Origin of the sequence: Streptomyces sp. NPDC049597 (assembly GCF_040675505.1) — a bacterium.
Classification (GTDB): domain Bacteria; phylum Actinomycetota; class Actinomycetes; order Streptomycetales; family Streptomycetaceae; genus Streptomyces.
This window is the reverse complement of the sequence record NZ_JBFAOY010000015.1, coordinates 141,766-164,434: the sequence shown is the minus strand read 5'-3', so window position 1 is coordinate 164,434 and position 22,669 is coordinate 141,766. Positions and strand designations below refer to the sequence as shown.

The 22,669-nt window shown below is 71.8% G+C and carries 23 protein-coding genes; 17 read left to right on the top strand and 6 right to left on the bottom strand.

The annotated features are described in order from the left end of the window. Positions 1-37: 37 nt before the first annotated feature. On the bottom strand, positions 38-679 hold the full coding sequence (cofC, locus tag AB0K02_RS19315) for a 2-phospho-L-lactate guanylyltransferase (RefSeq protein WP_365993673.1): 642 nt from the start codon (positions 677-679) through the stop codon (positions 38-40). A gap of 195 nt (positions 680-874) precedes the next feature. Here cofC and AB0K02_RS19310 point away from each other — a divergent pair, with 195 nt between their 5' ends. Genes AB0K02_RS19310 through AB0K02_RS19300 form a run of 3 tightly spaced genes read left to right on the top strand, consistent with a single transcriptional unit; the run spans position 875 to position 3,826 of the window. After that, a complete protein-coding gene (locus tag AB0K02_RS19310; protein ID WP_365993657.1) occupies positions 875-1,627 on the top strand; it encodes a lysophospholipid acyltransferase family protein in 753 nt (250 codons plus the stop codon). Next, positions 1,624-2,634: an NAD(P)H-dependent glycerol-3-phosphate dehydrogenase gene (locus tag AB0K02_RS19305; RefSeq protein ID WP_365993656.1), complete on the top strand. Its 1,011-nt coding sequence runs from the start codon at positions 1,624-1,626 to the stop codon at positions 2,632-2,634. The genes AB0K02_RS19310 and AB0K02_RS19305 overlap by 4 nt, the downstream gene beginning before the upstream one ends. A 34-nt stretch (positions 2,635-2,668) precedes the next feature. Then, a complete protein-coding gene (locus AB0K02_RS19300; protein WP_365993655.1) occupies positions 2,669-3,826 on the top strand; it encodes a D-alanine--D-alanine ligase family protein in 1,158 nt (385 codons plus the stop codon). A gap of 12 nt (positions 3,827-3,838) precedes the next feature. Here AB0K02_RS19300 and AB0K02_RS19295 read toward each other — a convergent pair whose 3' ends face one another. Together AB0K02_RS19295 and AB0K02_RS19290 are read right to left on the bottom strand one after the other, a co-directional pair. Continuing rightward, positions 3,839-4,309 (bottom strand): DUF3515 domain-containing protein, encoded by a 471-nt coding sequence (locus tag AB0K02_RS19295; protein WP_365993654.1) that lies wholly within the window; start codon positions 4,307-4,309, stop codon positions 3,839-3,841. Positions 4,310-4,329: 20 nt separating this feature from the next. Continuing rightward, on the bottom strand, positions 4,330-4,563 hold the full coding sequence (locus tag AB0K02_RS19290; protein WP_365993653.1) for an Lrp/AsnC ligand binding domain-containing protein: 234 nt from the start codon (positions 4,561-4,563) through the stop codon (positions 4,330-4,332). A 273-nt stretch (positions 4,564-4,836) separates the two neighbouring features. Here AB0K02_RS19290 and AB0K02_RS19285 point away from each other — a divergent pair, with 273 nt between their 5' ends. Further along, positions 4,837-5,823, top strand: a complete 987-nt coding sequence (locus AB0K02_RS19285; protein WP_365993652.1) for a thiamine-phosphate kinase — start codon at positions 4,837-4,839, stop codon at positions 5,821-5,823. Between the two features lie 109 nt (positions 5,824-5,932). Further along, positions 5,933-6,721, top strand: a complete 789-nt coding sequence (gene thiD / locus AB0K02_RS19280) for a bifunctional hydroxymethylpyrimidine kinase/phosphomethylpyrimidine kinase (RefSeq protein ID WP_365993651.1) — start codon at positions 5,933-5,935, stop codon at positions 6,719-6,721. Between the two features lie 83 nt (positions 6,722-6,804). Here thiD and rpmB read toward each other — a convergent pair whose 3' ends face one another. Continuing rightward, positions 6,805-6,990: a 50S ribosomal protein L28 gene (gene rpmB / locus AB0K02_RS19275; RefSeq protein ID WP_003957616.1), complete on the bottom strand. Its 186-nt coding sequence runs from the start codon at positions 6,988-6,990 to the stop codon at positions 6,805-6,807. 253 nt (positions 6,991-7,243) lie between these two features. Between rpmB and AB0K02_RS19270 the strand changes: the two genes are divergently transcribed. From AB0K02_RS19270 to mutM, 9 genes are all read left to right on the top strand, one after another. Further along, the gene (locus tag AB0K02_RS19270) at positions 7,244-8,839 is read left to right on the top strand and encodes a DAK2 domain-containing protein (RefSeq protein ID WP_365993650.1); all 1,596 of its coding nucleotides are present in this window, start codon (positions 7,244-7,246) and stop codon (positions 8,837-8,839) included. Positions 8,840-8,902: 63 nt separating this feature from the next. Then, positions 8,903-11,137 carry an ATP-dependent DNA helicase RecG gene (gene recG / locus AB0K02_RS19265; RefSeq protein WP_365993649.1) on the top strand — a complete coding sequence of 745 codons (2,235 nt, stop codon included), beginning with the start codon at positions 8,903-8,905 and terminating at the stop codon, positions 11,135-11,137. A gap of 37 nt (positions 11,138-11,174) precedes the next feature. Then, positions 11,175-11,759: a 16S rRNA (guanine(966)-N(2))-methyltransferase RsmD gene (gene rsmD, locus AB0K02_RS19260; protein WP_365993648.1), complete on the top strand. Its 585-nt coding sequence runs from the start codon at positions 11,175-11,177 to the stop codon at positions 11,757-11,759. A 26-nt stretch (positions 11,760-11,785) separates the two neighbouring features. Next, a complete protein-coding gene (coaD, locus tag AB0K02_RS19255) occupies positions 11,786-12,265 on the top strand; it encodes a pantetheine-phosphate adenylyltransferase (RefSeq protein ID WP_218183855.1) in 480 nt (159 codons plus the stop codon). A 99-nt stretch (positions 12,266-12,364) separates the two neighbouring features. Next, a complete protein-coding gene (locus AB0K02_RS19250) occupies positions 12,365-13,459 on the top strand; it encodes an ATP synthase F0 subunit B (RefSeq protein WP_365993647.1) in 1,095 nt (364 codons plus the stop codon). A 153-nt stretch (positions 13,460-13,612) separates the two neighbouring features. After that, positions 13,613-14,242 carry a DUF177 domain-containing protein gene (locus AB0K02_RS19245; RefSeq protein WP_365993646.1) on the top strand — a complete coding sequence of 210 codons (630 nt, stop codon included), beginning with the start codon at positions 13,613-13,615 and terminating at the stop codon, positions 14,240-14,242. 2 nt (positions 14,243-14,244) lie between these two features. Beyond that, the gene (gene rpmF, locus AB0K02_RS19240; protein ID WP_026165248.1) at positions 14,245-14,418 is read left to right on the top strand and encodes a 50S ribosomal protein L32; all 174 of its coding nucleotides are present in this window, start codon (positions 14,245-14,247) and stop codon (positions 14,416-14,418) included. 19 nt (positions 14,419-14,437) lie between these two features. Next, positions 14,438-15,289, top strand: coding sequence for a ribonuclease III (gene rnc, locus AB0K02_RS19235; RefSeq protein WP_365993645.1), 852 nt, complete (start codon positions 14,438-14,440; stop codon positions 15,287-15,289). Positions 15,290-15,428: 139 nt separating this feature from the next. Continuing rightward, entirely contained in the window at positions 15,429-16,289 is an 861-nt protein-coding gene (gene mutM / locus AB0K02_RS19230; protein ID WP_365993644.1) for a bifunctional DNA-formamidopyrimidine glycosylase/DNA-(apurinic or apyrimidinic site) lyase, read from the top strand. Between the two features lie 10 nt (positions 16,290-16,299). Here the strand turns inward: mutM and AB0K02_RS19225 are convergent, their stop codons facing one another. Beyond that, positions 16,300-16,698 (bottom strand): helix-turn-helix domain-containing protein, encoded by a 399-nt coding sequence (locus AB0K02_RS19225; protein ID WP_365993643.1) that lies wholly within the window; start codon positions 16,696-16,698, stop codon positions 16,300-16,302. 141 nt (positions 16,699-16,839) lie between these two features. Then, a complete protein-coding gene (locus AB0K02_RS19220; protein WP_365993642.1) occupies positions 16,840-17,730 on the bottom strand; it encodes a CAP domain-containing protein in 891 nt (296 codons plus the stop codon). A 154-nt stretch (positions 17,731-17,884) separates the two neighbouring features. On the opposite strand from AB0K02_RS19220, the gene AB0K02_RS19215 reads away from it, so the two are divergent. The 3 genes from AB0K02_RS19215 to smc all read left to right on the top strand — a co-directional run bounded on the left by AB0K02_RS19215 (position 17,885) and on the right by smc (position 22,523). Next, positions 17,885-18,166 carry an acylphosphatase gene (locus tag AB0K02_RS19215; protein WP_177151414.1) on the top strand — a complete coding sequence of 94 codons (282 nt, stop codon included), beginning with the start codon at positions 17,885-17,887 and terminating at the stop codon, positions 18,164-18,166. A 404-nt stretch (positions 18,167-18,570) separates the two neighbouring features. Then, positions 18,571-18,789: a hypothetical protein gene (locus AB0K02_RS19210; protein WP_365993641.1), complete on the top strand. Its 219-nt coding sequence runs from the start codon at positions 18,571-18,573 to the stop codon at positions 18,787-18,789. 164 nt (positions 18,790-18,953) lie between these two features. Then, positions 18,954-22,523 (top strand): chromosome segregation protein SMC, encoded by a 3,570-nt coding sequence (gene smc, locus AB0K02_RS19205; RefSeq protein WP_365993640.1) that lies wholly within the window; start codon positions 18,954-18,956, stop codon positions 22,521-22,523. Positions 22,524-22,669 lie beyond the last annotated feature (146 nt).

Genomic DNA, 22,669 nt, shown 5'->3' with positions numbered 1-22,669 from the left:
GGCCGGGAGCACCCCCGTGGATCAGGGCGGGCGGCGGCTAGAGGCTGTCCGGCGCGGGCGCGCCCTTCATGAGCCGCCGGCTGGTCCGAGGGCCGACCCCGAGCGCCAGCGCCACCGACAGATCCGCCGCCGTGTCCACGTCGCGGCGCACCGAATCGACACCGCCGACGACGATTTCCGATGCGCCGGATGCCAAATGCCGACGGCGTGAAGGGCCGCCGAAAGCCGGACGCAATTCCACTCCCGGCAACGCGCTGAGCAATGTCGTACCGATTCCTGCGGCATCCGCCAGAAATGCCCGGGAAAATACCGAAGCCGCGCCCAGTACCCGGGCCAATTCGCGCGGCCGCAATGCCGGCAGATCGGCGTTGAGCGCGGCGACGGCCGCCCCCGGGCGTCGCGCGCGCACCGCGTGTGCGCCGTACGCCAGTGCCGCGTTGAGACCGGCCGCGGGCGCGTCCGGCACCGTCCGCGCCCCGAGCGCCGCCAGTGACGCCCCGGCCGCGGGGTCGTCCGTGACGACCACCACATCGCGCACCGCGGTGCAGGCCAGGGCCGCGGCCACGGTGTCCTGGGCGAAGGCGAGCGCGAGCCGCGGCCGCAGCACCTCGTCCGCCGCTTCCGCCAGCCTGCTCTTGGCGAGGGCAAGGGGCTTCAGCGGGACGATCAAGGACCACAGGAGGGTCGGCTTCGTGTCCGTGGCGGGCTCTCCGTCCGTGCGCGTCGGGGCCCCATTGTCGCCTGGGACGGCGAAGGGCCCGAGGGCCGGGTGCGGGTGGCGAGGCGTACCGTGTCCTCGACAGACCAGGGGCCTGGGGCGACACTTGACCCCCAGCAGCCAGGCAATAGCCCGGTCGTAGAGGAAGGTGTCCGAGTGTCCCGCCGTAGAATCGGCTTCTGGTACCGCCTGGCGGCGGTCATCGCCAAGCCGCCGCTGTTGCTTCTGTTCAAGCGGGACTGGCGGGGAATGGAACACATTCCGGCCGAGGGCGGATTCATCACCGCCATCAATCACAACTCGTACCTCGACATGTTCTCCTACGGGCACTTCCAGTACAACACCGGACGAGTGCCCCGCTTCCTGGCCAAGGCGGCGCTCTTCAAGGCGCCGGGGGTCGGGCTGATGCTGCGCGGGACGGGCCAGATCCCCGTCTTCCGCGAATCCTCGAACGCGGTCGGCGCCTTCCGCGCCGCCGTCGACGCCGTGCAGCGCGGCGAATGCGTGGCCTTCTACCCCGAGGGCACACTCACCCGCGACCCCGGCCAGTGGCCGATGACCGCGAAGACGGGCGTGGCCCGCGCGGCCCTGCAGACCAAGGCACCGGTCATCCCGGTCGCCCAGTGGGGTGCCAACTTGGCGATGCCGCCGTACGCCAAGGAGAACAAGATCCGCCTCTTCCCGCGCAAGACGCTCCGGGTGCTGGCCGGCCCGCCCGTCGACCTCACGCGTTTCTACGACCAGGACCCCACGCCCGACGTGCTCAAGGCCGCGACGGAGGAGATCATGGCCGCGGTCACCGCGCTCCTGGAGGAGATCCGCGGCGAGAAGGCACCCGAGAAGCCGTACGATCTGCGCGAAGCGCGAGCCGAGCAGCGCCGCAAGGCCGCCGGGGAGGAAGTGAAGTGACCCAGCCCGTCAAGGCAGCCGTCTTCGGAACGGGCTCGTGGGGCACCGCGTTCGGCATGGTCCTCGCCGACGCCGGGTGCGACGTCACCCTCTGGGGCCGCCGCGCCGGACTCGCCGACGCGATCAACACCACCCGCACCAACCCGGACTACCTGCCCGGCATCGAGCTCCCGGCGAACCTGCGGGCGACCACGGACGCGGCGGAGGCCCTGCACGGCGCCGACTTCACCGTCCTCGCCGTCCCCTCCCAGACGCTGCGCGGCAACCTCGCCGCCTGGGCTCCCGAACTGGCCCCCGACACCGTCCTCGTCTCGCTGATGAAGGGTGTCGAACTCGGCACCGCGAAGCGGATGAGCGAGGTCATCGAGGAGGTGGCCGGGGTGCCCGCCGACCGCGTCGCCGTGGTCACCGGCCCCAATCTGGCCAAGGAGATCGCCTCCCGCATGCCGGCCGCCGCCGTGGTCGCGTGCCGCGACGAGGCCGTGGCCCGGCGGCTGCAGTCCGCCTGCCACACGCCCTACTTCCGCCCCTACACCAACACCGACGTCGTCGGCTGCGAGCTGGGCGGCGCCGTCAAGAACGTCATCGGGCTCGCCGTCGGCATCGCGGACGGCATGGGACTCGGCGACAACGCCAAGGGATCGCTCATCACCCGCGGCCTCGCCGAGACCACCCGCCTCGGCCTCGCCATGGGCGCCGACCCGCTCACCTTCTCCGGGCTCGCGGGCCTCGGCGACCTCGTCGCCACCTGCTCCTCGCCCCTGTCGCGGAACCACACCTTCGGCACCAACCTCGGCCGCGGGATGACGCTCCAGGAGACGATCGCCGTCACCAAGCAGACCGCGGAGGGCGTCAAGTCCTGCGAGTCGGTGCTCGATCTGGCGCGCCGGCACGATGTCGACATGCCGATCACGGAGACGGTCGTCGGGATCGTCCACGAGGGGAAGCCGCCGGTCGTCGCGCTCAAGGAACTCATGTCCCGCGCCGCCAAGCCCGAGCGGCGCTGACGCGTCAGGAACCAGCGGGTAGTCTCATCGCGATATGAGCACCGAGAACCTCCCCCAGAGCCCCGAGCAGCAGCTCCGCAAGCCGCGCGTAGCCGTCGTCTTCGGCGGCCGCAGCTCCGAACACGGGATCTCCGTGGTCACCGCGGGCGCGGTGCTGCGGGCCATCGACCGCACCACGTACGACGTGCTGCCGATCGGCATCACCAGCGACGGCCGGTGGGCTCTGACCGCCGACGAGCCGGAGCGGATGGCGATCACCGATCGCCGTACCCCCAGCGTCGACGAACTGGCCGAGTCCGACGAGGGCGGCGTGGTGCTCTCCGTCGACCCCGGCAGCCGTGAGGTCGTCTACAGCGAGCCCGGCTCCGTGCCCAAGGTGCTGGGGGAGGTCGACGTCGTCTTCCCGATGCTGCACGGCCCGTACGGCGAGGACGGCACGCTGCAGGGGCTCCTGGAGCTCTCCGGCGTCCCGTACGTCGGCTCGGGCGTGCTCGCCTCCGCGGTCGGTCAGGACAAGGAGTACATGAAGCGCGTCTTCATCTCCTTCGGCCTGCCCGTCGGCCCCTACGAGGTGATCCGCCCGCGCGAGTGGGCGGCCGACCCGTCCGCGGCCCGCAGGAAGATCGTGGACTTCGCGGGCGAGCACGGCTGGCCGCTGTTCATCAAGCCCGCACGCGGCGGTTCCTCGATGGGCATCACCAAGGTCGACGGCCTCGCCGGACTCGACGACGCGATCGCCGAGGCGCAGCGCCACGACCCCAAGATCCTGGTGGAGTCGCTGCTGCGGGGGCGCGAGATCGAGTGCGGCGTGCTCGAGTTCGAGGACGGCCCGCGCGCCAGCGTGCCCGCCGAGATCCCGCCGGTCTCGTCGCACGACTTCTACGACTTCGAGGCCAAGTACATCGACTCGGCGGCCGGCCTGGTGCCCGCGCCGCTGACCGACGAGCAGACGGCCGAGGTGCAGAGGCTGGCGGTCAAGGCCTTCGACGCCGCCTCCTGCGAGGGCCTCGTGCGTGCGGACTTCTTCCTCACCGAGGACGGCGAGTTCGTCATCAACGAGATCAACACCATGCCGGGCTTCACCCCGATCTCCATGTACCCGCGGATGTGGCAGGAGAGCGGCGTCACGTACACCGAGCTGGTGGACCGGCTCATCCAGGCGGCGCTGAACCGTTCCACCGGGTTGCGGTAGTTCCGGGCCGGATCAGAGCGTGGCCGGGACCGTCTTCTCGACGGGCCCGGCCAGATCCGTGAGCGGGCTCGCGTCGTGCGTGTACTGCTTCGCGAGCGTGACCTCGACATAGGTCCTGCGGTACGTGGTGGTGAACCGCGGACCGTCGTCCCGCTCCTCCAGCAGCCAGTTGACCCCGTTCACCTCGACGCCCTGTGCCTGCGGATCGGACATCCTCTCCGGCCGCGGCACCCCGCAGCGCAGTACGATCGCGGCGTCGCCCCAGCCGGCGGTGAGTTCGGACGCGGGCTCGGGATCATTCCGCTCCTGCCCCGCGACCGACCGCGGCAGCGCTCGGTCGAGCGCACGGCACAGGGCGGCTTCTCCGGCCGGGGGGCTGGGAACCGCCGCCGACGCCGGCGCGTCGCTGGAGGAGCAGCCGACGGCGGCGACAAGGAGCGCGGCGGCGGACAGGACAAGTGGCCGGCGGGCGAAAGACGTCACCGGCCAAGGGTAGACGGGGGCTACAGGTGGACGACCGGGCAGGTGAGGGTGCGGGTGATGCCGTCGACCTGCTGGACCTTGGCGACCACCATGCGACCCAGCTCGTCGACCGTGTCGGCCTGTGCGCGCACAATGACGTCGTAGGGGCCGGTCACATCCTCGGCCTGGATCACGCCGGCGATCTTGCCGATGGTCTCGGCGACCGTCGACGCCTTGCCCACCTCGGTCTGAATGAGGATGTACGCCTGTACCACGGAACCTCCAGGGCGGCAGCAGGATCATGTCCCCTACCGTCGGTGGGGAGATCCCAGGGAGAAGGGTCGTTACGGTATCGCGTCGTCGCGGGTCACGGGGAGACCTGGGCGGCTTACGGCGCCCGCAGCGTGGCGTGCACAGAGCAGAAGTTGACGTATCTCTTGACGGTACCGACGGCCGTGACGGCCTGCGACCCCAGTGCGGGGTCGCCGGCTGGGGCCGCCGGCGCGCCGGATCCATCGGACACATCACAAACGAAGAGGTGAACCTCGGTGAAGGGCACTGTGGGCGAGTTGGGGGAGTTCGGGCTCATCAGGGAGCTCACCTCCCGGCTCACCTCCACCCCCGCGGTGCGGCTGGGACCCGGCGACGACGCCGCGGTCGTGGCCGCACCGGACCGGCGGGTCGTGGCGAGCACGGACCTGCTGCTGGAGGGCCGGCACTTCCGCCGTGACTGGTCGACGGCGTACGACGTCGGGCGCAAGGCCGCCGCCCAGAATCTGGCCGACATCGCCGCCATGGGCGCGGTCCCGACCGCTCTGCTCCTCGGCCTCGTGGTGCCCGCCGAGCTGCCCGTCACCTGGGCCACCGAGCTGATGGACGGCATCCGGGACGAGTGTCAGGTGGCCGGGGCGGCCGTCGTGGGGGGCGACATCGTGCGCGGCGACGTGATCACCGTCGCGATCACCGCACTCGGGGACCTGCGCAACCACGAGCCGGTGACCCGGGCGGGCGCCCAGCCCGGTGACGTCGTCGCCTACACCGGCTGGCTGGGCTGGTCGGCCGCCGGGCACGCGGTGCTCTCCCGCGGCTTCCGCTCGCCGCGCGCCTTTGTCGAGGCCCACCGCCGGCCGGAGCCGCCGTACCACGCCGGCCCGGCGGCCGCCGGGCTCGGCGCCACCGCCATGTGCGACGTCAGCGACGGGCTCGTCGCCGACCTCGGGCACATCGCCGAGGCCAGCAAGGTCCGCATCGACCTGCGCTCGGGGCTGATCGACATCCCCTCGCAGATGAACGACATCGGCCAGGCCGTCGGTGTCGACCCGCTCCAGTGGGTGCTGACCGGGGGAGAGGACCACGCGATCGTCGCGACGTTCCCGCCGGACGCCAAGCTGCCCGCCCGCTGGAAGGTGATCGGAGAGGTGCTCAACCCCTCGGCGCTGCCCCAGGTGACGGTCGACGGCGCACCGTGGACCAGCAAGGGCGGCTGGGACCACTTCGGGGGCATCGAGGACGGCAGGCAGCCGGACGCCCAGTAGTGCGCGGGCTCAGCGGGTCCGGTCCACGGGGTCGCCGGTCCCGTCCGCAGGCCCAGCGGGTCCGGGTCCGGGCGCCCGGTGGATCGGGGTGCCCAGTAGATTCGGAGGCATGCCCATACCCCCTCGCGTGCTCACCGTCGCCGGGTCCGACTCCGGCGGCGGTGCCGGCATCCAGGCAGACCTCAAGACCATGCTGGCCCTCGGTGTCCACGGCATGAGCGTGCTGACCGCCGTCACCGCCCAGAACTCGACCGGTGTGCAGGGCGCGTGGGAACTGCCCGTGGAGGCCGTACGGGCCCAGTACCGCAGCGTCGTCGACGACATCGGCGTACAGGCCGTCAAGACCGGCATGCTGGCCTCCGCCGAACTCGTCGCGACCGTCGCCGAGCTGCTCGCCGGCACCGAGGCGCCCGTCGTCGTCGACCCGGTCGGCGTCTCCAAGCACGGGGACCCGCTGCTGGCGGCCTCCGCGCTCCACTCCGTACGCACCGAGCTGCTGCCCGCGGCCACCGTCGCCACCCCCAATCTCGACGAGGTCGCCCAGCTGACGGGCATCGAGGTCCACGACGAGCGGGGCATGCGCCGGGCCGCCGACGCCGTGCTCGGATTCGGGCCGCGCTGGGCTCTCATCAAGGGCGGTCATCTCGCCGGGGACGCCGTCGACCTGCTGACCGACGGAACCGAGGAGCACTGGCTGCGCGCCCGGCGTCACGACAACCGGCACACGCACGGCACCGGCTGCACGCTGGCGTCGGCGGTCGCGTCGGGGCTGGCCCGGGGAATGTCCGTGCCGGATGCCGTACGGGCTGCCAAGGAGTACGTCACCGGCGCGATCGCGGCAGGCTTCGCCCTGGGAGCGGGCATCGGCCCGGTCGACCACGGCTGGCGTCTGCGCTAGCGGGAAAGGCGAAAGCCGGTCCACCTGAGGTGGACCGGCTTTCAAGGCAACCGCAGGGGCTGCGCTACGACGAAACGTCGCGGTTAGCGCGAGACCTTGCCGGCCTTGATGCACGAGGTGCAGACGTTGAGCCGCTTCGGCGTCCGACCGACCACGGCACGCACGCGCTGGATGTTCGGGTTCCAGCGACGGGACGTACGGCGGTGCGAGTGCGAAATGTTGTTGCCGAAGCCCGGCCCCTTGCCGCAGACGTCGCAGTTGGCAGCCACGGGTCACTCCAAAGACTTCAGATGCACTTACAGTGAAATCCGGCGTGCCGGAATCAGTGATCTGAAGTGGCCTGCCGGGGGAATGGCCCGATTCTCATCGGGCAACCGGAGCAGCATACAACGGCTGCGTCCGAGATACGAAACTACCATGGCTTCCTCCGCACCCGCCCCCGTGCCTGGTCGGCGCCGGGGTCTACGCTGCGAGGCACCCCGCCGCCCACGGCCCCAAGGGCCGACCGAGGAGGACCACCAGGTGCCGCAGACGATGGATGCCGAAGTGGTTCGCGCCTGGTGCTCGCTGGCACTGGAGGCACTCGGCCGGGAGCGCGAGGAGATCGACGCGATCAACGTCTACCCCGTCGCGGACGGGGACACCGGTACGAACCTCTACCTGACGGCGGAGTCCGCCGCCCAGGCCGTCGAAGCCGTCTTCGCCGCCCACGAGATCGGGCGCTCGGCGCCCTCGCTCGCCGATGTGATGCACGCGATGGCCCACGGCGCGCTGATAGGCGCCCGGGGCAACTCCGGCACGATCCTCGCCCAGCTGCTGCGGGGCATGGCCGAGCGCATCGGCACCGGGGACCAGCTGGCCGCAGCGCTGCGGCGGGCCGCAGAGATGGCGCGCGAGGCCGTCGCCCACCCCGTCGAGGGCACCATCCTCACCGTCGCCGCGGCCGCCGCCGACGCGGCCGAGAACGCACCGACCGACGCGCTCCACGCGGCCTACGCCGGCGCCCGGGCCGCCCTGGACGCCACCCCCCGCCAGCTGGCGGTGCTCGACCTGGCCGGCGTCGTCGACGCGGGCGGGCGCGGGCTGCTCACGGTGCTCGGCGCCCTCGTGGAGGCCGTCTCCGGCGAGGCGCCGGCGGCCCCGGTGCTCTCGTCGGCCCGGCCGGCGCTCCAGGCCCGCGCGGTCGAGCCGTGCGAAGGCGGCGGGCCCGCCTTCGAGGTGATCTACCTGCTGGAGGCGGACGACGAGGCCGTCGCCCGGCTGCGCACCCGGCTGGACGGGCTCGGCGACTCGCTCGTCGTCGTGGGCGGCGACGGCCTGTGGAACGTGCACGTCCATGTGGACGACGCGGGCGCCGCCGTCGAGGCCGGCGTCGAGGCCGGGCGGCCGTACCGGATCCGGATCACCCACTTCGGCGCGGAGGCCGCCGAGCCGGCGACGGAACCGCGCGAGCGGGTGCAGCGCGCGGTCGTCGCGGTCGTCCCCGGCGACGGCCTGGCCGACCTGTGCGACCAGGCGGGTGCCACGACCGTGCCCATGCGGCCGGGGGAGCCGCCGGCCAGCGGCGAACTGGTCGACGCGATCCGACGGGCGCACGCCCGCGAGGTCGTCCTGCTGCCCAACGACGCCTCCCTGCGGCACACCGCCGCGGCCGCGGCGGAACAGGCCCGCGCGGAAGGCGTCCGCGTCGCGCTCATCCCGACCCGTTCCGCGGTCCAGGGCATCGCGGCGCTCGCAGTCCACGAACCGGACCGCCGTTTCGACGAGGACGTGGTCGCCATGTCGGCGGCCGCGGGCGCGACCCGGTACGCCGAACTCGCCGTGGCGGAACGCCAGTCGTGGACCTCGGCAGGGGTGTGCCAGGCCGGTGACGTGCTGGGCCTGATCGACGGCGACGTCGCCGTCATCGGCAAGGACCTCACCGACACCGCGCTCACGGTCCTGGACCGGATGCTGTCCTCCGGCGGCGAACTCGTCACCCTCGTGCTCGGCGACGGCGTCCCCACCGGCCTCGCCGCACACCTGGAGGCCCATGTCCGCGAGGGGTACCTCGCCGTCGACACCCTCGTCTACGAGCGGGGCGGCCGCGGGACTCCGCTGCTCATCGGCGTGGAGTAGGCACACGGGCCGTGGGGCGCGCTGTCCACAGGTGCGCGACGGCTGTCGGTGGTGTGGTGTGCAATGGATGGCGTGCCCGCGCTCGACGAACCTCTCAAGAACGCGCTCGGAGCCGCCACCGCCAAGGTGATGGCCGAGCACCTCGACCTGCACACCCTCGGCGACCTGCTGCACCACTACCCCCGGCGGTACGCGGAGCGCGGCGAGCTGACGCCGTTGTCCGAGCTGCCGCTGGACGAGCACGTCACGGTGGTGGCCCGCGTCGCCGACGCGCGCGTCCTGACCTTCAACCAGGGCCGCGGGCGGCGGCTGGAGGTGACCATCACCGACGGCAGCGGCCGGCTCCAGCTGGTCTTCTTCGGCAAGGGTGTGCACAAGCCGCACAAGGACCTGCTGCCGGGCACCCGCGCGATGTTCGCCGGCAAGGTCTCCATGTTCAACCGCAGGCTCCAGCTCGCCCACCCCGCCTACGAGCTGCTGCGCGGCGAGGACGGCGAGGAGGCCGTGGACAGCTGGGCCGGGGCGCTCATCCCGATCTACCCGGCCACCACCAAGCTGGAGTCCTGGAAGATCGCCAAGGCGGTCGACGCCGTCCTGCCGAGCGCGCGGGACGCCGTCGACCCGCTGCCGCCCGCCCTGCGCGAGGGGCGCGGGCTGACGGGCCTGCCCGACGCCCTGCACAAGATCCACCGGCCGCGCACCAAGGCCGACATCGAGGCCGCGCGGCAGCGGCTGAAGTGGGACGAGGCGTTCGTCCTCCAGGTCGCGCTGGCCCGCCGCCGGTTCGCGGACACCCAGCTGCCCGCCGTCGCCCGCAAGCCGGTGCCCGGCGGACTGCTCGACGCCTTCGACGCCAAGCTGCCCTTCACCCTCACCGACGGCCAGCGCTCGGTCAGCAAGGAGATCTTCGACGACCTGGCGACCGAGCACCCCATGCACCGTCTCCTCCAGGGGGAGGTGGGCAGCGGCAAGACTCTGGTGGCACTGCGGGCGATGCTCGCGGTCGTCGACGCGGGCGGCCAGGCCGCGATGCTCGCGCCCACCGAGGTCCTGGCCCAGCAGCACCACCGCTCGATCACCGAGATGATGGGCGACCTCGCCGAGAACTGGGGGCTGTGGCGCGCGGCGCCTGCCCAGCAGGGAGCGGGCGACGGGCCGGCGCCGGGGGGCTCGGACCACGGCACCAAGGTCGTGCTGCTGACCGGTTCGATGGGCGCGCCGGCACGCCGCCAGGCGCTGCTCGACCTCGTGACCGGCGAGGCGGGAATCGTCATCGGCACCCACGCCCTGATCGAGGACAAGGTGCAGTTCCACGACCTCGGCCTCGTCGTCGTCGACGAGCAGCACCGCTTCGGCGTGGAGCAGCGCGACGCCCTGCGCTCCAAGGGCAAGCAGCCGCCGCACCTGCTGGTGATGACCGCCACCCCCATTCCGCGCACGGTCGCGATGACGGTCTTCGGCGACCTGGAGACCTCCGTGCTCGACCAGTTGCCGGCCGGGCGGTCGCCGATCGCCAGCCATGTGGTCCCGGCCGCCGACAAGCCGCACTTCCTGGCGCGCGCCTGGGAGCGGGTGCGCGAGGAGGTCGAGGGAGGCCACCAGGCGTATGTGGTCTGCCCGCGGATCGGTGACGCCGAGGACGAGAGGACCAGGAAGAAGTCGGCCGAGGACGAGGCGGAGAAGCGGCCGCCGCTCGCGGTCCTGGACGTCGCCGAGCAGCTGACCCGCGGCCCCCTCGCGGGACTGCGCGTCGAGGTCCTGCACGGGCGGATGGCGCCCGACGACAAGGACGACGTGATGCGCCGCTTCGCCGCGGGCGACGTGGACGTGCTGGTCGCCACCACGGTCATCGAGGTCGGCGTCAACGTGCCGAACGCCACGGCCATGGTGATCATGGACGCGGACCGCTTCGGCGTCTCCCAGCTCCACCAGCTCCGTGGCCGGGTGGGCCGGGGCTCCGCGCCCGGACTGTGCCTGCTGGTCACCGAGATGCCCGAGGCGAGCCCCGCCCGTGCCCGGCTCGGCGCGGTCGCTGCCACGCTGGACGGGTTCGAGCTCTCCCGGATCGACCTGGAGCAGCGCCGTGAGGGCGACGTGCTCGGACAGGCCCAGTCCGGGGTGCGCTCCTCGCTGCGGATGCTCGCCGTCATCGAGGACGAGGAGGTCATCGCCGCCGCCCGCGAGGAGGCCGCCGCCGTCGTCCGGGCCGATCCGGAGCTGGAGCACCTGCCCGGACTGCGCATCGCGCTGGACGCCCTGCTGGACAAGGAGCGGGAGCAGTACCTGGACAAGGGCTGAGAGACTTGGGAGGTCAGCCCGCACAGAGAGGCCCGAGATGACCCGCGTGATCGCCGGCGCGGCCGGCGGACGCCGCCTCGCCGTCCCGCCCGGCAACGGCACCCGCCCCACGTCCGACCGCGCCCGGGAGGGACTGTTCTCCAGCTGGGAGTCCCAGCTCGGCAGCCTCCACGGCATACGCGTCGCCGATCTCTACGCGGGCTCGGGCGCCGTCGGTCTGGAGGCCCTGTCCCGCGGCGCGGCCCACGCGCTGCTGGTCGAGGCCGACTCCCGCGCCGCCCGCACCGTCCGGGAGAACGTCCGCGCGCTGGGCCTGCCCGGTGCCGAGGTCCGTACCGGCAAGGCCGAGCAGATCGTCACCGGCCCGGCTCCCGAGCACCCCTACGACGTGGTCTTCCTCGACCCTCCGTACGCCGTCACCGACGACGATCTTCGGGAGATTCTGCTCACACTCCGCCGCGGGGGCTGGCTCGCGGACGCTGCGCTCGCCACCGTGGAGCGCAGCACCAGAGGTGGAGAATTCAACTGGCCCGAGGGTTTCGAGCCGTTGCGGGCCCGTCGCTACGGCGAAGGGACGCTTTGGTACGGTCGCGCCGCCTCTCCGTGCGAAGAGGCACCATGACCGGACCGGAGAGCGAGGGACTTCAGTTGCGCCGCGCAGTCTGTCCGGGGTCGTTCGACCCCATCACCAACGGACACCTCGACATCATCGCCCGCGCCTCCAAGCTGTACGACGTCGTACACGTCGCGGTGATGATCAACCAGTCCAAGAAGGGGCTGTTCACGGTGGAGGAGCGGATCGAGCTGATCCGCCAGGTCACCACCGAGTACGGGAACGTCGTGGTGGAGTCCCACCACGGTCTCCTCGTGGACTTCTGCAAGGAACGCGACATCCCCGCGATCGTCAAGGGGCTGCGCGCCGTCAGCGACTTCGACTACGAGCTGCAGATGGCCCAGATGAACAACGGCCTCTCGGGCGTCGAGACCCTGTTCGTCCCGACCAACCCGACCTACAGCTTCCTCTCCTCCAGCCTGGTCAAGGAGGTCGCGGCCTGGGGCGGCGACGTCTCCCACCTGCTGCCGCCGGTGGTCCACGAGGCTCTCGTCCGGCGGCTCGCCGAGAAGTGAGCCGCTGACAGTCCGTCACCCGGTGTCGGGACGACGCCGAGTGGTCGTACAGTCGACCCGTCCGTCTCCAATCCGGCTGTAGAGAGTGGCAAACACACGGTGGACGTGCAGAAGAAGCTCGACGAGATCGTCGAGGCGGTCGGGAACGCCCGGTCCATGCCCATGTCGGCCTCCTGCGTGGTCAACCGCGCCGAGCTGCTCGCCATGCTCGAAGAGGTCCGCCAGGCGCTGCCCGGCTCCCTCGCCCAGGCCCAGGAACTCATCGGCGGCCGGGAACAGCTCGTCGAGCAGGCCCGCAAGGAGGCCGAGCGGATCATCGAGTCCGCCCATGCCGAGCGCGGTTCACTCATCTCCGGCACCCAGGTCGCCCGTGAGTCCCAGGAGCGGGCGGAGCGGATCCTCGCCGAGGCGCGCCAGGAGGCGGAGGAGATCCGCGCGGAAGCCGACGACTACGTCGACTCCAAGCTCGCCAACTTCGAGGTCGTCCTCACCAAGACCATCGGCTCGGTCGACCGCGGGCGCGAGAAGCTGCTCGGCCGCGGTCCCGGCCTCGACGAGCACGGCTTCGCCGACGAGGACGCCCCCGAGCACAGCAACGACCCGCAGACCCTCATCCGGCGCGCGGACGAGTACGTCGACGCCAAGCTGGGCGCCTTCGAGGCCGTGCTGTCCAAGACTCTCGACGCCGTCGGCCGCGGCCGGCAGAAGCTGCACGGCCGGATCGCCACCGACGAGCTGGGCGCCCACATGGCCGCGCAGGACGCCGCGGGCGACAGCCGGCACACGAGCGACGCGGACTACCTCGCGGGCCTCGCCGAGCTCGCCGACCCCGCCCCGGAGCCCGCGCGGCAGGAGACGTACGCGGCGTACCAGCCGCAGCAGGCGCCCCAGATCCCCGTCCAGCAGGACGTGTACGGCTACCAGGCGCAGGAGGCGTACGCCCCCGAGAGCGCCTCCCACGCCGGCTACGGGACGCAGGGCGCCGACCCCTACGCCGCGTACCAGGAGCAGGGCTACGACCCGCAGCAGTACGCGCAGCAGGACCCCTACGCCTACCAGCAGCACCAGCCGCGGGACCAGCAGGGCGCCTCGCTCGACGAGACCAGCCTGTTCGACACGAGCATGATCGACATGGAGCAGCTGCGCCTGGGGGTACCTCCCAGGCGAAGCCATGGGGGAGAGCAGGGCCGCTAGGGCCGGAAGGCCGCCGAACAGCCCGGATTGGGTCTACGGCGGCCGTTCCAGTATCCTGGCTCTTCGGTCGCGCGTAGTTCCGCGATCCCGGCTGCCCGCTTCACCCCACGAATCGGGACGGCCCCTCCCCACGATCCGAAAGCAGGAAGAGCCGTGAGCACGCGCCTCGACCACCGCAACCCTCTCGTGTTCGACACGCACGAGCTGGGACGGCGGCCCGGCGCGCTCCAGCGGCTGTCCCGCACGGTGGACGCGCCGAAGGACCTGGGCATCGAAGGCGTCATCGGAGTGCCCGAGGGCAGGCCGGTGGAGCTGGAGCTCCGGCTCGAGTCCGTCATGGAAGGGGTGCTCGTCACAGGTACCGCCCGTGCGAGCGCCGAGGGGGAGTGCGTAAGGTGTCTGGAGCCGCTGCGCCAAGAGGTCGCCGCGGACTTCCAGGAGATGTTCACGTATCCCGACGCCGACGAACGGGGCCGCCCCGCGGAGCCCGTCGACGACGAGGACGAGGACATTCTCTATCTCGAGGACGGCATGTTCGACCTCGAGCCCGTGCTGCGTGATGCGGTGGTGCTCGCACTGCCGATGCAGCCGGTGTGCCGGGAGGACTGTGCCGGCCTGTGTCCCGAGTGCGGGATCAGGCTGGACGACGACCCGGACCACCACCACGACGCCGTCGACATCCGTTGGGCGGCACTGCAGGGACTCGCCGATTCACTCGGAACCGGTGAGAAGGACAACATGGGCGGCGCCGAAGCGGGCGTCGACGAGAAGCAGGAGAAGTAGCCGTGGCTGTTCCGAAGCGGAAGATGTCGCGCAGCAACACGCGCCACCGCCGGTCGCAGTGGAAGGCTGCGGTCCCCACCCTGGTTTCGTGTGAGCGTTGCCAGGAGCCGAAGCAGCAGCACATCGCGTGCCCGAGCTGCGGCACCTACAACAAGCGCCAGGTCCTCGAGGTCTGAGCGGCTGGTGAGAGGCCCGATGTCTGAGGTGTCCCCTGCCAAGAAGCAGGCAGACGCAACGAACACAGTCAACGCAGCCTCGTCCCACACGCTTCTGGAAGGGCGGCTCGGGTATCACCTCGAGTCCGCCCTTCTGGTGCGCGCGCTGACCCACCGTTCGTACGCGTACGAGAACGGCGGTCTGCCCACCAACGAGCGTCTGGAGTTCCTCGGGGACTCGGTGCTCGGCCTGGTGGTCACCGACACGCTGTACCGCACCCACCCCGACCTGCCCGAGGGCCAACTGGCCAAGCTGCGGGCCGCGGTGGTCAATTCGCGTGCGCTGGCGGAGGTCGGCCGCGGCCTCGAACTGGGCTCCTTCATCCGGCTGGGCCGGGGTGAAGAGGGCACGGGTGGCCGGGACAAGGCCTCCATCCTCGCCGACACCCTTGAAGCGGTGATCGGCGCCGTCTATCTCGACCAGGGTCTCGAAGCGGCGTCCGAGCTGGTGCACCGGCTCTTCGACCCGCTGATCGAGAAGTCCTCGAACCTCGGTGCGGGCCTCGACTGGAAGACCAGTCTCCAGGAGCTCACCGCGGCCGAGGGGCTCGGTGTGCCGGAGTACCTCGTCACCGAGACCGGACCCGACCACGAGAAGACCTTCACTGCTGCCGCCCGCGTCGGTGGTGTCTCGTACGGCACCGGCACCGGCCGCAGCAAGAAGGAAGCGGAGCAGCAGGCGGCGGAATCCGCGTGGCGGGAGATCCGTGCCGCCGCGGACGAGCGCGCCAAGGCGGCGGCCCAGGCCGCGGCCGAGCCGGGCGCGGGCACGGGCGAAGGGGCTGTCGACACCCCCGCCACTCCGGCGCCCACGGACCGGGCCTCGGCCTGAGCCGGTCCCTTCCGGGCACCCCGCTTCCCCAGCAGTTCCTGTGAGGCCCCTCGCCCTGCGGCGAGGGGCCTCACCGCTGCGTGCCCCGTGTCGCGCGATACGCTGCGGGCATCGCCCCGACCACCGCGGAAGGAGACCCGTGCCCGAGCTGCCCGAGGTCGAAGTCGTACGCCGCGGACTGGCCACCTGGGTCGGCGGACGCACCATCGCCGAGGTGCAGGTGCTGCACCCGCGCGCCGTGCGCCGGCACGTCGCGGGCGGTGAGGACTTCGCGGCCCGGCTGAAGGGGCAGGCCATCGGGGACGCGCGCCGGCGCGGCAAGTACCTGTGGCTGCCGCTCAGCGACACGGACACCTCGATCCTCGGTCACCTGGGGATGAGCGGACAGCTGCTGGTGCAGCCGCACGACGCCCCGGACGAGAAGCACCTGCGCATCCGGCTCCGCTTCGACGACTCCCTCGGCACCGAGCTGCGCTTCGTCGACCAGCGCACCTTCGGCGGCCTGTCGCTGCACGACAACACCCCCGAGGGGCTGCCCGACGTCATCGCGCACATCGCCCGTGACCCGCTCGACCCGCTCTTCGACGACGCCGCCTTCCACACCGCGCTCCGCGCGCGCCGCACCACGCTCAAGCGCGCCCTGCTCGACCAGTCCCTGGTCAGCGGCGTCGGCAACATCTACGCGGACGAGGCGCTCTGGCGCTCGCGGCTGCACTACGACCGCCCGACCGCGACGCTCACCCGGCCGCGCTCGGTGGAACTGCTGGGCCATGTCCGCGAGGTGATGACGGCCGCCCTCGCGGTCGGCGGCACGACCTTCGACAGCCTGTACGTGAACGTCAACGGCGAATCGGGGTACTTCGACCGTTCCCTGGACGCGTACGGCCGCGAGGGCGAGCCCTGCAACCGCTGCGGCACGGGCATGCGGCGCCGCCCCTGGATGAACAGGTCCAGCTACTTCTGTCCCCGCTGCCAGCGGGTCCCGCGCACCACGGCCTGACGCCGCCGGCCTAGCGGGCCGCCGCCCGTTCGCCGGTTTCCTCACGGCCTGCGTCGTACCGCCGCCGCGCCTCGAGCACCTCGGGCATCCGGCCCTCGACCAGGCGGATCAGGCCGAGCAACTGCTCGGTGAAGGCCCGGCCGAGCGGGGTGAGCTCGTAGTCCACGCGCGGCGGATTGGTCGGCTGGGCCTCACGGTGCACGAGCCCGTCGCGCTCCAGCGCGTGCAGCGTCTGGGACAGCATCTTCTCGCTCACGCCGTCGATCCGGCGGCGCAGCTCGTTGAACCGCAGCCGCTCCCCGTACAGGGCACCCATCGTCAGGCTGCCCCAGCGACCCGTCACATGCTCCAGCGTGCCGCGCGAGGGGCACTGCCGGGAGAACACGTCGAATCCGAGGTCGTCACCCATGCCCGTCAGCCTACGCCGGACAGCGCTGTCCCGGAGATTGCCCTTTCGGGAAGAGAGCGCTGCCGGGCGGGGGCGGCAACGGGCCGGGCCCCCGCACCGAGGTGCGGGGGCCCGACCCGTGTCGCCACGCGTGCGCGGTCGTCAGTAGCCGAAGTTCTGTGTCCACCACGGGCCGTCGGGGCCCAGGTGCACGCCGACGCCCATCGTCGTGAAGTCGCAGTTCAGGATGTTGGCGCGGTGGCCCTCGCTCTGCATCCACGCGTTCATCACCGCACCGGCGTCGGCCTGGCCGCGTGCGATGTTCTCGCCGCCGAGGTTCGAGACACCGGCCGCGGCCGCGCGGTCCCAGGGGGTGTGGCCGTCGGGGTTCGTGTGGTCGAAGAACCCGCGTACCGCCATGTCCTTGGAGTGGGCGCGTGCCAGCTCCGCCAGTGCGGTGTCGGCCTTGAAGGGGGAGCAGCCCACCTTCGCGCGCTCCTCGTTGACCAGGTTGAGCACGGCCGCCTCGGTCGCCGACGCATCCGAGGTGGGAACGGCGGCCGGAGAGGACGGGCGCGACTCGGGCCGGTCCGCCTCACGGGACGGTTCGCGCACCGGCGCCGACGTGGTCTTCACCGGTTCGGGGGCGCGGGTCTTCTTCTGCGCGGGCTTCTCGGAAGGCGTCGCGGACGGCCTGGCCTTCTCGGCCGGCCTGGTGGGCGACGGCTTAGCGGCCGGCTTCGTCGGCGACGGCTTCGCGGCCGGCTTGGTCGGCGACGGCTTCGCCGGGGACTTCGACGGCTGGAGGGTCCGCGTCGGCGTCGCCGACGGCGTCGGCTCGGTGCTCGCCTCGCCCTGCGTCTGGAGCAGGGCGGGTCCTCCCGTGCGCATCTCCACCGGGGACTCGTTGCTGGAGGAGCCGATCGTGTACGTGTCACCGATCGGCAGGATTCCGGTGGTGACGGCCACGGCGCCTACCGCCATGGCAGCGGAGGCGCCGAGCAGCCCGGTGCGTACGGGCAGACCCGCACGCTTCTTCCGATGGCGACCCATCTGGTGTGCCTTCCTGGTTCCCGACGCCGTCCTGCTCGGCGTCGAACGTCAACGAGTTCACCCGAACGGGTGATGCTCATTGCGTCCGGACTGTACGCCATGGCGCGCCGGGGGCGATGTGATCTGTGTGCTTTCGGCCCGTTACCGTGCCCTCATGAACGACGATGCGCGCCTCACCGCGTGGGTACGCGGCCGGGTACAGGGAGTGGGCTTCCGCTGGTTCACCAGGGCGAACGCACTCGAGATCGGCGACCTCAAGGGCTTCGCCCTCAACCTGGAGGACGGCAGAGTGCAGGTGGTCGCCGAGGGGCCACGTGAGAATTGCCACCGTCTGCTGGACTGGCTGCGGTCCGGCGACACTCCCGGCCGTGTCGACGGCGTCACTGAGATCTGGGACACGCCTCGTGGCATCTACGCCGACTTCGCCGTCCGCTGAGCTTGCTCCACCCGGGTGCCCGCCGTCGCGTCGGGGGCCCCTCCGGCATGTGCCACAGGCATCGGTCAGGGAAGGAAACTGCCTGGTGGTTGCCAAGAAGAGGCTCGCCGTGACAGGCTGCGGAGAGAAGGATGATCGCCACGCCCCCAGGGCCCCGCAGGTCAGGCACCCCGCTCGAGCGAGCGGCCGTATGCCCCCGGGCTGCCCGCCGATACGGGGCGTGATCGTGTTGACCGTCAAACTTTTTGGTGAGACTCTGGAAGCCCCGCGCACCTTAGCTGTTTGGCAGTGAAGAACCGCAGCAAGACCCCAGCAGTACAAGAAAATCTGTCAGCACCGCGGGTGCGAATCCCTCACGACCCACACCGCATCGGTCGGTCACTCATTGTGGAGGACCATCCATCATGGCAAAGGCGCTTCTCGGTTACGTCGGCGGTTCCGACCCGCGACTCCTCGCCGAGATGCGACGGCTACAGCAGCGCGTCCAGGACCTCGAGTCCGAGCTCGTACGGATTCAGTCCGAGAACGACGCGCTCACGGCTGCCGCTGCTCAGCACCCTGGCGAGCCGCTTCTCAAGGGCCTCGACATCGACGTACACCAGGGGGAGCCTGCGCTCACCTGAGCACGGACTCCGTCGCGCACGAAGATATGCAAGGGACGCCCAGGCGTCCCTTCTTTCTTTCCCCCGTCTCTCCCCGTCCCCACCCCGTACATGCTTCCTTTACCGTCTGATGTGCCCTGCGCCTTCAGAGGCGAAACCGTGAGCGAGAGGTAGAGTCCGGCGGCGTGCACCTCAAGGCCATGACCCTCCGCGGGTTCAAATCCTTCGCGTCCGCCACGACGCTGCGCTTCGAGCCGGGGATCACCTGCGTCGTCGGCCCGAACGGCTCCGGCAAGTCCAACGTGGTGGACGCGCTGTCCTGGGTCATGGGGGAGCAGGGGGCCAAGTCGCTGCGCGGCGGCAAGATGGAGGACGTCATCTTCGCAGGGACGACCGGCCGGCCGCCCCTCGGGCGCGCCGAGGTCTCCCTGACGATCGACAACTCCGACGGCGCCCTGCCCATCGAGTACGCCGAGGTCACGATCACGCGGATCATGTTCCGCAACGGCGGCAGCGAGTACCAGATCAACGGGGACACCTGCCGGCTGCTCGACATCCAGGAGTTGCTGTCCGACTCCGGCATCGGCCGCGAGATGCACGTCATCGTCGGCCAGGGCCAGCTCGACTCGGTCCTGCACGCCGACCCGATGGGCCGCCGCGCCTTCATCGAGGAGGCCGCGGGCGTCCTCAAACACCGCAAGCGCAAGGAGAAGGCGCTGCGGAAGCTCGATGCCATGCAGGCCAATCTCGCGCGCGTGCAGGACCTCACCGACGAACTGCGCCGCCAGCTCAAGCCCCTCGGGCGCCAGGCCGCCGTCGCCCGCCGCGCCGCCGTCATCCAGGCCGACCTCCGCGACGCCCGCTTGCGGCTGCTCGCCGACGACCTCGTCACCCTTCGCGAGGCGCTGCGCGCCGAGATCGCCGACGAGGCCGCCCTCAAGCAGCGCAGGGAAGCGGCCGGGACACAGCTGAAGGCCGCCCTCGTCCGGGAGGCCGAACTGGAGGACGAGGTACGACGCCTCGCGCCGCGCCTCCAGAGCGCCCAGCAGACCTGGTACGAGCTCTCCCAGCTCGCCGAACGGGTCCGCGGCACGATCTCGCTCGCCGACGCCCGCATCAAGAGCGCCACCGCCCAGCCGCCGGAGGAGCGGCGCGGACGCGACCCCGAGGACATGGAGCGCGAGGCGGCCCGCATCCGCGAGCAGGAGGCGGAACTGGAGGCGGCGCTGGAGGCGGCCGAGCGGGCGCTGGAGAACACGGTCGCCCACCGCGCCGAACTGGAGCGGCAGCTGACCGTCGAGGAGCGCCGGCTCAAGGACGTCGCCCGCGCCATCGCCGACCGGCGCGAAGGACTCGCCCGGCTGAACGGACAGGTCAACGCGGCGCGTTCCCGCGCGGCCTCGGCCCAGGCCGAGATCGAGCGGCTCGCCGCCGCCCGCGACGAGGCCCAGGAGCGGGCCGCCGCCGCTCAGGAGGAGTACGAGCAGCTCAAGGCCGAGGTCGAGGGGCTGGACGCGGACGACTCGGCCCTCGCCGACCAGCACGAGGCGGCCAGGCGGGAACTGGCCGATGCGGAGAGCGCGCTGAGCGCCGCACGCGAGGCGCTGACCGGCGCCGAACGCCGCCGCGCCGCGGTCGCGGCCCGGCGTGAGGCGCTCGCCCTCGGCCTGCGCCGCAAGGACGGCACCGGCACACTGCTCGCCGCGCGCGACCGGCTCACGGGTCTCCTGGGCCCGGCCGCCCAGCTGCTCACGGTGACGCCCGGATACGAGATCCCGGTGGCGGCGGCCCTGGGCGCCGCCGCCGACGCGGTGGCCGTCGCCGACCCGTCCACGGCCGCGGAGGCGATCCGGCTGCTGCGCAAGGAGGACGGCGGACGCGCGACCCTTCTCCTGGCGGCCGCGACGGGAGCGGCCGAGGCCCCGGCGGCTTCCCCGGGAGCCGGCCCCTCCGGTCACCCGTACGCCGCCGGACTGGTGCGCGGGCCCGAGGAACTGACGGCCGCCGTACGGCGGTTGCTGCGCGATGTCGTGGTCGTCGGCACCTTGGAGGAGGCCGAGGACGTCGTGTACGCGCACCCCGGCCTGACCGCCGTCACCGGCGAAGGCGACGTGCTCAGCGCGCACCTGGCACAGGGCGGGTCGGCCGGGGCGCCGAGTCTGCTGGAAGTGCAGGCATCCGTCGACGAGGCCGCCGCCGAGCTCGAACAGCTCGACGCGCGGTGCGAGGAGCTGATCGCCGCCCAGCAGCAGGCGGCAGCCCGCCGTGGCGCCTGCGCCGCTCGCGTCGAGGAGTTGGGGGAACGCAGGCGCGCCGCCGAGCGGGAGAAGTCGGCCGTCTCCGGACAGCTCGGCCGCCTCGCCGGGCAGGCCCGTGGTGCCGCGGGCGAGGCCGAGCGCGCCGGCGCGGCGGCGGCCCGGGCCCAGGAGGCGCTGGAGCGGGCGGCGGAGGAGGCCGAGGAGCTGGCCGAACGGCTGCTCGTCGCGGAGGAGACCCCGGTCGAGGAGGAGCCCGACACCCATGTGCGCGACCGGCTCGCCGCCGACGGGGCCAACGCGCGCCAGACCGAGATGGAGGCACGGCTCCAGGTCCGTACGCACGAGGAGCGGGTCAAGGGCCTCGCGGGCCGCGCCGACGCCCTCGACCGGGGGGCGCGCGCCGAACGCGAGGCACGGGCGCGCGCCGAACAGCGCCGTGCCCGCATGCGCCACGAGGCCGAGGTCGCCGCGGCGGTGGCGAGCGGGGCCCGGCAGTTGCTGGCGCACGTCGAGGTGTCGCTGGTGCGGGCGGAGGCCGAGCGCGTGGCCGCGGAGGCGGCCAAGGCGGAGCGCGAGCAGGAGCTGGCGTCCGCCCGTAACGAGGGACGCGACCTCAAGAGCGAGCTGGACAAGCTGACCGACTCGGTGCACCGGGGCGAGGTGCTGGGGGCGGAGAAGCGGCTGCGCATGGAGCAGCTGGAGACCAGGGCACTGGAGGAGCTCGGTGTGGAACCGGCCGGGCTCGTCGCCGACTACGGCCCCGACCAGCTCGTGCCGCCCTCCCCGCCCGCCGAGGGCGAGGAGCTGCCCGAGGACCCGGAGCATCCGCGCAACCAGCCGAGGCCGTTCGTCCGCGGGGAGCAGGAGAAGCGGCTCAGGGCTGCCGAGAGGGCGTACCAGCAGCTCGGAAAGGTGAATCCGCTGGCGCTCGAGGAGTTCTCGGCGCTGGAGGAGCGGCACAAGTTCCTCTCCGAGCAGCTCGAGGACCTGAAGAAGACCCGCGCCGACCTCCTCCAGGTCGTCAAGGAGGTCGACGAGCGCGTCGAGCAGGTCTTCACCGAGGCGTACCGGGACACCGCCCGTGAGTTCGAAGGGGTCTTCTCCCGGCTCTTCCCCGGCGGTGAGGGGCGGCTGGTGCTGACGGATCCCGACAACATGCTGACCACCGGGGTGGACGTCGAGGCCCGGCCGCCCGGCAAGAAGGTCAAGCGGCTGTCGCTGCTGTCCGGCGGCGAGCGCTCCCTGACGGCCGTGGCGATGCTCGTGTCGATCTTCAAGGCCAGGCCGAGCCCGTTCTACGTCATGGACGAGGTCGAGGCCGCGCTCGACGACACGAACCTGCAGCGGCTGATCCGCATCATGCAGGAACTCCAGGAGAGCTCGCAGCTGATCGTGATCACGCACCAGAAGCGGACCATGGAGGTCGCGGACGCGCTCTACGGCGTGTCCATGCAGGGCGACGGCGTCTCCAAGGTCATCAGCCAGCGGCTGCGCTGACCGATCGCCGGCGCGGTGCCCGCCCATCGTTGCGGACGCTCCTCGGACGCTTCACTGAATCTTCAACACTTGAACTCAACGCCACATGCGGGCGTCCATAACGGATTCTCTTCGACCCCTTGACTTCGAAACTTGAAGGAATAGTC